Here is a 10,906-nt window from a genome sequence, read left to right on the forward strand (position 1 = left end):
ATACAAATTTCGCAAAGAAAATATTCGTTTTATTCAACTGACCAGCATGACCGCCTGATTCTCGCCGAGCCGGAAGGACAGTTCCCCCTTTTTGACGGTTGCCTGCAGACCGGAAAGCTGGTCTTTGAGCACCGTACCCTCTGGGGCTGCCACTTTGAAGGTCACTTGCTGGGCTTTGCCATTGTTCAGTGCTACGACACCAATCTTGCCCGAGCCATCGACGGCCGTGCGCTGATACGCATAGATGTTGTCCTTGGCGGCAAGGGTTGCAAGGCCGCCGAGGGCAAAGACGTTCTTGTTGTTGTTGCGGGCTGCAATGGCTTTCTTATAGAAGGCCTGCAAGTCCTTATCCTCTTTGCCCCACGGGAACGTACGACGGCAATCGGGGTCTTTGGAGCCGAAACTTCCGGCTTCATCGCCGTAGTAAATGGTCGGCATGCCCGGATAGCCGAGCTCGAAAGCCGCCGCCATCTTGAGCCGCGCCTTGCCCAGCGCATAGTCAAAATCGCGCCGCGTCGGCTGGAGCACATTGTCCTTGCCATTTCCATAGAGATAGATGGCCCGTGCCGTATCGTGCGAATCGACGATATTCATCAGGTTGTAAAGGGCCTCCTGCGGATAGTTCTGCCGCAGCTGCGTGAGCACGTCATCGGCGTCCTGCGCCTTGCCGCCCATCACGAACTGGCCGATGGCATCGGACAGCTTATAGTTCATGACTGAATCCATCGTATCCCCCAGGAAGAACTGCGAGCCATCCTGCCAGATCTCGGCCAGGAGCAGCGGTGTATCGCCAGTCTGCGTCTTTACCGCTTTGACCGCATCACGCGTCTTGGCCCAGAACCCCGGCGGTACTTCCTTGGCCACATCGAGCCGCCAGCCCGACAGGCCGTAGTCGAACCACTTGATCATGACACCCTTGTCGCCTGCGCGGCCATAGAGCAGATAGTCCCCCAGGTCCGTGTGGGCAGGCGTCTTCGCATCGTAGCCCGGATAGTCCTTGTCGCGGAACGGTGCGAGACTCGAGAAGCCCTGCCAGCAATGGTAGTCGTACTTCGCGCCCATCTCGTCACGTCCCTTGACGTTGCGGATATCGAACCAATCCTCCCAATGGTAGGGCGAGAATACCTGCCCCTCAGCCTCCAGCTGCTTCCTGGCTTCGGCCTTGGCCGCTGCCAGCGTCAGCCCCTGCGTATTCTGCAGGTCATAGATGCGGCTCCAATACTCATAAGCGCCGACGGTCGGATACTTGCCATAGCGGTCAAAGTATACCGAGTCATCGCCCACATGATTGTAGACACCATCCATGATGAGATGCATGCCGCGCTTCTTCATCTCGGCCGTCAGCGTCTGCAGGGCCTTGAAATCGCCGAGCAACGGATCGATGGCGTTATAGTCGCGCGCATCATAGCGATGATTCGACGAAGCAGCATAGACAGGATTCAGATAGATGGCCGTGATGCCCAGCCCCTTGAGATAATCGAGCTTCTTGGTGATGCCGGCAATGTCGCCGCCAAAGAAATCGTTGCAATCCCACGCATCACCATCGGCCGCCCCGGCCCCGGAATTGGCTGGCAGGTCCGTCCAGGCGCGATGCTGCACGGGCTGGCTGCCACGGGCCGTCGTGCGCGCGTTGTCGATGGACGGATCCCCATCGAAGAAGCGGTCGGGGAAGATCTGGTAGCAGACGGCTTCCTTGGCCCAGGCCGGCGTCTCAAAGCCCTTCTTATAGGCCGTTACCTGGAAGTATTTCGTCCCAGCCAGCTTCAGCTCCCCCGTACCGCCCGTCTTGGTATCATCGCCATACTCTTTCGTATCGTTGAGCACGAATTTGTAGCCATAGATGCCATAGCTCTGCGGCGTAAAGCTGCCCTGCCAGATATCCTGTCCATCCTTGGTACCGATTTTCTGCATGGGATAATAGGCCGTTTGCCCCGCCTCGTAGTCCGGGTTGTACTCATCGCCACCCTTGGCCGTCATCGCGGCCTTGGTGACCATGATCTTCACCCCAGACACATCACCGGCTCCCGTGCGGAGTTTAAGCGTCACGGGCGTCCCTTCTTCCACCGCGCCCCAGGGGCCGCGCTCCTCCTTGTTCCAGCTGTCATGGGAGACTTTATCTGCGCGAATGCTGCCATCATCGGCGATGATGCGCTTTTTCGCCGCATCGTAGTAGAACGTGACCCATGCAGGCTTTTCGATACGGATGGTCTGCGTGACCGGTGACTGGCCGGCCTGAGCGACCTTGACCGTGTAGTCGCCAGCTGCGACCTTGGCTTCCATCTGATAAAGGCCCGCCAGCATCAGGTCATGCATCGTGCCGCCTGCGTCCGCAATCCCGGAAATCACCGGCAGCTCGTTTTCCGCCAGCATCTTGTAGTTCTGGCTGTCAGCGATGCGATGCGTCTTATCGTTATAGTAGAAGGTGACCGTCCCGGGCTTCTCAAGGGTCAAGGAGACATTGGCACCGTCCGCGATGCCATTCAAGCCATAGTTCTCGGCCCAGCTGCCGTTGATTGCGACCTTGTAGTTATAGGTGCCCGCCGGCATGTCCTTGATGGTCAGCGCATAAAAATCGTGGCCCAGCGGCGTCATCTTCGTCGCCATATCCGACGGTGCCCACTTCGCAGCGGCACCGCCCACCGTTTGCAAATCACCGACCAGCACAACGACCCGCTGGCTGGCAGGCTGCTGTATCTCAGCAGCCTGTGCCACCGCCAAGCCGCTGGCCGGCAGCAACTCTGGCGGCATAACACAGGGCGAGGCCAACAAGCTAAGCGTCAAAGACATGCCTATGGCCTGCCGCAAAAAATGTTTGCGATTCATCGAATCCCTCCATAAAAGCTCTCCCCGCCCTGCAGGGAACGGAAAGAGCCTGCTCTTCCATCCAGCGGCTTAGAAATGGTAGTCTACCTGCGTGCGGAATAACGTCCTGTTATATGCCCAGGCCTGGTCATAGCCACGTTTCTGCCGCGAATACAGCGTCTCCCACTCAATATTTTTCGCAGGGATATATTTGACGCCAAGAATCCAGCCCTTCGTTGCCGACGGCGTCGAGCCCCATTCATCATCACCAGCGAGCTGGCCATTCGCGCCGTATTTGATGTAACGGCCATAAACCTGATAGCTGCCCGGTTTATTCAAATCGGTATTGCGGTAATTAAGCCGCAGTCCCAGGCTGTTGTTCTGGAAATCTGCATTCGTCTTTACATAATCTGCCAGGAAGCGGAGATCCTTAGCGGCATCGACATAGCCACTGAGGACATACCCATAGCTGCGTTCCACATGCTGGTCGTTCTCTGCATATACCGGATCAATGGTCGATATGCCCGTTCCTGCATCCGTATGGATCTTATACCCATTGATCTGCCCGCTGCTATAGACATCGCCCTTGCTCTTGTTGCTCTTAGCAAAAGCAAGATTGATGCCTGCACAATGGCCAACAGGGCCCCAAGTCCCGACGCCGTACAAGCTTTCTTTGTTCCCGCTCCAGGTCGAAGCCATCCAGAAACCGCTGGCCGTCAGCTTTGTCCCCGGAATCGGCAGGCCGAACTGGATGCCATCGGACTCATTGCCGAACAGGATATTCTGGCCGCCCAATCCGCGCCACGTCCTGCCGACGCTGACCCACAGCTGCGATTTCGGGAACCAGCCATCCGCCCAAATGCGCTGGATGTTGCCATCATGCCCCGACCATGTTTTCTCGCTATAATTGCTAAAACCAGTCTCGCCCCGGCGATGTCCATCGTTGTAGCGGCGATTTGTCTCGCTCTGGAACTTCGCCGTCCAATTGTCATTGACCTTGAAGTCGCCATAGAGATTCAAATAAAACCGGTTATTGGCATGATCTATTTTTTCATTCGTCGTATCCTTATCGTAATCATACTGCGTCCGCACAAAGCCGTGCAGGTTGACGCGCTCAATAGCCTGTTTGTTTTTCTCGATCTGGGCCGTGTTTTTCTCGACCTGCTTGCGGAGCGTCGCCAGCTCGCCGCCGTACTCGGCCTCAAGTTTTTCAAGAACAGCCTTGTCAGCAACCGATCCACCGGATTTCTGCATGGCCTTGGCCACAATCGCCGCCATCTCATAGCGCGTCATCGTCCGTCCGCCTTGGAAGGTATTGTCGCCCATGCCCTCGATGATGCCATCTTTTGCCAGATAGTCCAAAGCTTCATAGGCCCAATGATCCTTCGGCACATCCGTGAAGCTGTCAGCTGTCGCGGCTAGTGCCGTGCCGCCAAAAGCTGTGCTCATCATCATGCCGGCGAGGATTGCTGCAGTATTCTTGTTGAGTTTCATTGTCCAAAAACTTCCTTTCGCATCACATTGCATTATTCCGCAGTATATTCTGCAGTTCTTGAATTTTCACACAATTATCGATTAAGGGGAAGAGGCTTTGGGGTAAAGCCTCTTCATATGTTCATATGTAGGAATATGAGGGTATAGGGAGCCGGGGAAGCTCCCTCCTCAGGGGAAACGAATTCAGAGGTTGGCCTCAAGCATCATGCCGACGCCTTGATAGACCTTACGTGCCTTGGCCTGGATGGCCTCGCGCGCCGTATCCACAGTAAAACCATTGAACGCTTCAATCATCGGCAGGTCGTTGATCTCATCGCCGATGGAGAAGACCTCCGGCTCCGCCCAGCCCATCAGATCGATGAGTTTGCGGATGCCCTGCTCCTTGCTGATGCCCTTCGGTGTGACATCGACGCTGCAGCGGTTGGGATAGGCATGCACCACATCACCAAAGCGCGCATTGAGCTTCTTGCTGACCTCCAGCGCCTCGCCGGCCTCAGGGTAGCCCAGCGAGAACTGGTGGATCTGCGGCAGGCTCAGGATATCGTCCTCCGTGATTTCCACGATGGCAAAATCCCACTGCTTCGCCTCCCGCGAAATCCAGGAGCCTTCACGCTCATGATATAGATAGGTCGTATCCGCAGCCGAAAAGGCGAAATGGAACGAACGGCAGACGCCGGGGTCCTTTACCATCTCCGCCAGCACCGGCAGCGGGATATCCCCCTGCCAGAGCGGCGTGCCATCGGCACGGCAGATGAGACCGCCATTGTTGCAGACTGCATAGTCCGACTCGATGCCGTAGTATTTAAGCTGCGGCGCCAGCATGCCGTAGTCACGCCCCGTGACTACACCAAACTTGTTGCCGGCTGCCCGCCAGCGGCGAACGCCCTCGGCATCCGCCCGCGAAATCTCTTCATTGCGGAATAAGGTTCCGTCGTAATCACTGGCAGCAATCTTCATTGGCCCTGCCCCTCCTTTCGTGCCGTACGGCCCAGATAGCAGACTGCCTCATAAGGACGCAGCTTGCCTCTCTTGCTGTCCGGCTGTGTTTCTATGATCACCCGTGCTTCCTCTGGCAGTTCTGCCGCATAGACTGTCTCCTTGCCAGTGAAGTTCACCACGGTAAGCACTTCCTGCCCGCCCCAGCGGCGGCGGAAGGCATAGACATCTTCCCGCTCCGTCAGGACTTCCTCATAGCTGCCCTGCTGCAACACCTGCGCCGCAGCGCCCTCACGGCGCAGACGGCTGATCCGGCGGTAGAAGGACAGCACCGAGTCTTCGTCTTCGGCCTCGCTTTCGACGCAGCAGCGCGCATAGTCTTCATGGACAGGCAGCCAGGGCTGCCCCTCCGTGAAGCCGGCCTGACGGCCGCGCGTCCACTGCATCGGCGTGCGTGCATTGTCACGGCTGTACCGGTGGACCAGGCGCAGCGCATCGCTTTCGCTGCGGCCCTCGGCCAATGCCAGTTCATACTGCCCCTGGGAAGAAATATCATCATAATCTGCAATCGAGCCCCAGGCCACATTGTCCATGCCCAGCTCCTGGCCCTCGTAGATGAACGGCGTACCCCGCAGGGTGAACAGCAGCGTCGCGATGGCTTTGGCCGTGACCTGCGGATCAGCGTCATCGGGGAAGAAATGGCGCACGCAGCGGAGCTGGTCGTGATTCTCGAAGAAGACCGGATACCAGCCGTTCTCCGCGGTGGCCAGCTGGCTGGCCGTGAGGCTCCGCTTGAGCTCAGGAATGAGCTCCGGCTTCCAGCCCGTACCGCGGCACCAGATCTCGCCATCAGGGAATTCCAGGTTCACATGGCTGAACTCGAAGAGCATATCAAATGCCCCTTGCTCTCCGACCCAGTCCTTGAGCTCCTCCGGGCCGACGCCATTGGCCTCAGCGACGGTGAAGATATCGTGCCCGTCAAACACCTCACGGCGGAATTCCTGCAGGAAATCGAGGATTCCCGGCGTATTGGCAATCATCGAATGCACATTGACCATGCCGTCACTGCTGTCCGGCTCGCCGTCGGCGAAAACCGCCGGCTTCTTGATGTAGACGATGGCATCGATGCGGAAGCCGCCTACGCCCTTGTCGAGCCAGAAGTTGGCGGCCGCATAGAGGGCCTGCCGGACCGCAGGATTTTCCCAGTTGAGATCCGGCTGGGCTGCAGCGAAGGTATGCAGATAGTACTGCTGCCGCTCCTCGCACCAGGTCCAGGCACTGCCGCCAAAAATGGAGCGCCAGTTGGTCGGTGCAGAGCCATCCGGCTTGGCATCGCGCCAGATATACCAGTCGGCCTTGCTGTTGTCACGGCTGGACTTCGACTCGATAAACCACGCATGCTTGTCCGACGTGTGGTTATAGACCAAGTCCATGACAATGCGGATATCGCGTTTCTTCGCCGCAGCGATAAGCTCCTCCATATCGGCCATCGTGCCATACGACGGGTCGATGGCCGTATAGTCGGCGATGTCATAGCCGTTGTCCACCATCGGCGAGGAATAGACCGGCGTGAGCCAGATGGCACCGACGCCGAGTGTCTTCAGGTAGTCGAGTTTCCGCGTGATGCCAGGGATATCGCCCTGGCCGCTGCCAGTCGTATCGAGAAAGCTTTTGGGATAGACCTGGTAGACGACGGTCTTCTGCCACCATTGCAAATCTTTCATGATAAATCTTTCCTTTATGGGTCGTTGCCGGTCAGAATGTCAGAACCGGGGTTTCACTTGCCGCAACCGTCTGGTCCGGCTTCTTCTTCATCTGCGGATAATCTGCCGAGTTCGTCACTGCCATGATGACCGTCGTCTGATAGCCGGCATCACGGATGACCTGCGGGTCGAAGCGGATAAGCGGCTCGCCCTGCTTGACATGCGCCCCCTGCGTCGTCAGCAACTGGAAGCCACGGCCATTGAGCTTGACCGTATCGATGCCGATATGGATCAAAAGCTCTGCACCATTGGCAAAGCGCAAGCCGATAGCATGCAGGCTCTCTTCCATGACCATCGTGACCTCAGCATCGGCCGGTGCTACGACCGTATCGCCCGTCGGCTCGATAGCTACGCCATCGCCCATCATCTTCTGCGAGAACATATCGTCCTTGACTTCGGACATATCGATGAGCTGTCCTGAAATGCAGGCATCGAGTTTCATGGAAAGATCCACAGCAGCAGCCGTCTTGGCAGAGGTATCCTCCCCCTCACCCGGTGCGATGGATTCGCCCTTCAGCAGCGCATCGAAGTAGCCGCGCACCTGCGGTACGGAAAGGCCGACGATTACCTGCACAGCATGACCGTTCTTGACGAGGCCATAGGCACCCGCCTTCGTGAATTTCGATACCGGTTTTACTTTATCGGGATCGCCAACCGTGACACGCAGGCGCGTTGCACAGTTCGTGACCTCTTTGATGTTCTCCGGGCCGCCCAGGCAGTCCAGGAATACTTTCGCCTTGATGGCCATAGCATTGCCTGCAAGGCCCATGTCTTCCATTTCTTTTCTTGGCTTTGTACTCGTCTTTCGAGAACAGCTTATCCTCAACGTCGTCAGCCGTGCGGCCCGGCGTTGCATAGTCGAACTTCAGGATCATGAAACGGAACGTGAAGAAATAGATGGCCGTAAAGCAGAGACCGATGACGATCTGCATGATGTACGTGCCCGAATGGTACGAGAACAGCGGAATCCAGTTCTGCACGAAGCAGTCGATGAGGCCGCCGCCGAAGTTACCGGCCAGGCCGAAGAAATAGAGCGTAGCCGACAGCGTTGCGGCCAAAATGGAATGAACGAGATACAGAAGCGGCGCTACGAACAGGAACGTGAACTCCAGCGGCTCGGTGATGCCGCAGATCACAGCGGTCAGCGTAGCCGGAATCAGCAGAGCTGCCGTCTTCTTTTTCTTCTCCGGTTTCGCGCACATGTAGATAGCCAGTGCTGCGCCCGGCAGGCCAAAGACCTTCGAGCTGCCATGCAGGGCGAAGCCGCCCTCCGGGAACATGTCCTTGAGGCTCTGCGCGCTCGTCGCAAAGTCGTTGATATGCTGCAGCCAGTATGCCTGGATACCGCCATCACAGACGGCCGGGCCGAAGATGAACGGCAGATAGATGAAGTGGTGCAGGCCTGCCGGCAGCAGGATGCGCTCCGAGAACGTATAGGCCCAGACCCCCAGCAGACCGCTGGTCTTGAGGAAGCCCTGGAAATTCATGATGCCATGCTGGATAGCCGGCCAGATCAGGCAGAAGAGGAAGGCCAGCGGGATCATAACGGCAAAGCCGACAGCTACGACGAAGGCCGGGCCCTTGAAGATGCCGAGCCACTCAGGGATATCCGTATCGTAGAAGCGGTTGTGCAGCCAGGCCGTCACACAGGCGATGAAGATAGCACCGAGCATGCCCATGTCGAGGGTCTTGATGTTGGCGATCATCGCCAGCCCTGTGCCTGCCCCAGCGTTCTGGCTGTAGTCGACGCCGAAGAATGCACCGTCAAGCGTCAGGAATCCCGAGATGAAATAGTTGAATACCATGTAGATGACGAAGGCTTCCATCGCGCACCGTGCCGGCTCCTTCTTGGCAAAGCCGATTGGCACCGCGATGGCGAACAGGATCGGCATCTGGGAAAATACCGTCCAGGCTCCCTGTTCCACGACAAACCAGAAATCATACCACAGCGTACCCTTCGCTGCCAGAGCACCGAGAATGCCTTCATTCTTGCAAATGATGGCCAATGCTACCGTGAGACCAAAGAATGCAAACAATACGACTGGCGTGTACATCGCACCGCCAAACCGCTGCATTCCCTGCATGACACGATCTTTGCTTAGTGTCATTTTTCATTCCCTCCAGTTCTCCTACGAACGTCTTGTCACATCAATACATACACCAATAAATGCGGTTCCCATTCAGATCCCGTTGGCATCCTGCCGCTGTTCTCTGTAAGATATCTTGTACTTAAAGCATACGCAAAAAAGCCCGCGAACGCAATAGGTCCGCGGGCTTTCGGCACTTTGTCGTCAAGGCGTACCATGGTACATCCGGCGTACTTTGGTACACTTACTGGCCAGTCTGACGATTGATATACATGCGGTATTTGACATACCAAACCTCCACGAGCATGAAATACGGCATCATCGACTGGAAGGCCGTATGCTCATCGTCCTGGTTATAGAGCTGGAAGCGTGCTGGCGACACGTAGAGATTGACGGTCGACAGGCTCGCCAGCGTATTGTCATGCAGCTTCGTGATGGAAATGAACGGCACATCCAAAAGCTGCAGCTGCCGTGCAAACTCCACGACCTGCGGCGTCTCTCCCGACAGCGACACGAAGACGAAGAGATCGTCCTTCGTCAGCGTCCGCGCGATGGAACGGAACTCCTCGTGGCCGTTGATCTCATAGATCAATACATTGTCGTAGAAGAACAGCCGCTTCAGCTCCTGCACGACATTGTTCTGCACATAGCCGGAGGCAAAGGCAAAGACGCGGTTCGCCTCGTGCATCAGGCGGCTCGCACTGTCGAAGTTGCGCTTGAATACCTTGGCCGCCGTCTGCGAGTAGAAGCCCTGCAGATCCTTGAGGACATCCTCACGATAAAACGCCTTGGCCGGTTCCTCCATTTTCATGACGGCCTTGAGCTCACCAAAGCCATCAAAGCCGAGCTTCTGCGCAAAGCGGACAATCGTCGTGCTCGATACGGCACAGGCGCGGGCCAGCTCGTGGATCGAGATATGACGCGCCTCAGCCCGGTGCTGGAGGATATACTTCCAGATGGCCATGTCCGTGTCATTCAGCTCATTCCTATGACGGTTGATGATTTCTTCCAATCGCATACAAAACGCCCCCTTGTTCATGCCATATTATAGCACGAACCGTCAAAAAACAACATTTTTTCATCCTTTTACCGGCAAATCATCATTCGATTGACAGCTGGCCTCCCGCTACAATAGGCCATGAAAGGAGTGATGGAACATGAGTCCATACAACCAGCTGGATAAAGCAGCCGAAGATGCGCTGATCGCCCGCGCCGCCCGCCACGATGCTGCGGCCAGCCACCAGCTCTACCACTATTACCACGCCCTGCTCGCCAAGGAAGCGCACCAGCGGTACCTCGCCGCAGCAGGTCTCCGGGACGAAGCCGAGGGCATCGCAGGCCTGGCCTTCGCCGAAGCCATCGCCGCCTACGACGCCACCCGCGGCGTCCACTTCGCCGCCTTCCTGCAGCACCGCGTAAAGATGGCACTCTACACCGCCTTCTGCCGCCTGCGCCGCTATCTTAGACGTACCTCGCACCCCGATCAAGATTGCACCGCCGACGGCTCCCTATGGGACTTGCTCCCGGACAGTGCCCCCATTCCCGAGGCCCAGCTATGCCGCCGCCAGCAGCTGCGGCAAGCCATCCATTGCCTGACCGCCAAAGAAAAAGCAGTCCTTTGCCTTATCTACCTCTACGGCCTGCCCCAAACCACCATCGCCGCCCGCCTCCACGTCACCCGCCAAGCCATCAGCAAACTCCATCGGCAAAGCCTGCAAAAAATGCGGCAGCTGCTATAAAATTGCAGTTTGCCTGTGAGTGCGTGCTTAAAATAAAATTGAAAGAGCTCAGCTTGGGTGGGGGCGGGTGCACTTTTTCTCCGCT

At 57.1% G+C, this 10,906-nt stretch carries 6 protein-coding genes and 1 pseudogene; 1 reads left to right on the top strand and 6 read right to left on the bottom strand.

The features are described 5' to 3' along the window. Positions 1–33 precede the first annotated feature (33 nt). From BM181_RS06965 to BM181_RS06990, 6 genes and pseudogenes are all read right to left on the bottom strand, one after another. Complete coding sequence (locus BM181_RS06965) at positions 34–2,823, bottom strand: alpha-amylase family glycosyl hydrolase (RefSeq protein ID WP_082336214.1); 2,790 nt, start codon at positions 2,821–2,823, stop codon at positions 34–36. 69 nt (positions 2,824–2,892) lie between these two features. Beyond that, entirely contained in the window at positions 2,893–4,296 is a 1,404-nt protein-coding gene (locus BM181_RS06970; RefSeq protein WP_075443301.1) for an S-layer homology domain-containing protein, read from the bottom strand. Positions 4,297–4,479: 183 nt separating this feature from the next. Next, the gene (locus tag BM181_RS06975; protein WP_075443303.1) at positions 4,480–5,253 is read right to left on the bottom strand and encodes an HAD-IIB family hydrolase; all 774 of its coding nucleotides are present in this window, start codon (positions 5,251–5,253) and stop codon (positions 4,480–4,482) included. Then, entirely contained in the window at positions 5,250–6,956 is a 1,707-nt protein-coding gene (locus BM181_RS06980; protein WP_075443305.1) for a glycoside hydrolase family 13 protein, read from the bottom strand. The genes BM181_RS06975 and BM181_RS06980 overlap by 4 nt, the downstream gene beginning before the upstream one ends. Positions 6,957–6,987: 31 nt before the next feature. After that, positions 6,988–9,103, bottom strand: a pseudogene (locus BM181_RS06985) (alpha-glucoside-specific PTS transporter subunit IIBC). A 223-nt stretch (positions 9,104–9,326) separates the two neighbouring features. Further along, positions 9,327–10,100, bottom strand: coding sequence for a MurR/RpiR family transcriptional regulator (locus tag BM181_RS06990; protein ID WP_075443307.1), 774 nt, complete (start codon positions 10,098–10,100; stop codon positions 9,327–9,329). 139 nt (positions 10,101–10,239) lie between these two features. On the opposite strand from BM181_RS06990, the gene BM181_RS15750 reads away from it, so the two are divergent. After that, complete coding sequence (locus tag BM181_RS15750; RefSeq protein ID WP_075443309.1) at positions 10,240–10,821, top strand: sigma-70 family RNA polymerase sigma factor; 582 nt, start codon at positions 10,240–10,242, stop codon at positions 10,819–10,821. Positions 10,822–10,906: the final 85 nt, after the last annotated feature.

This window comes from Pseudoselenomonas ruminantium (assembly GCF_900113715.1).
GTDB lineage: Bacteria > Bacillota > Negativicutes > Selenomonadales > Selenomonadaceae > Selenomonas_A > Selenomonas_A caprae.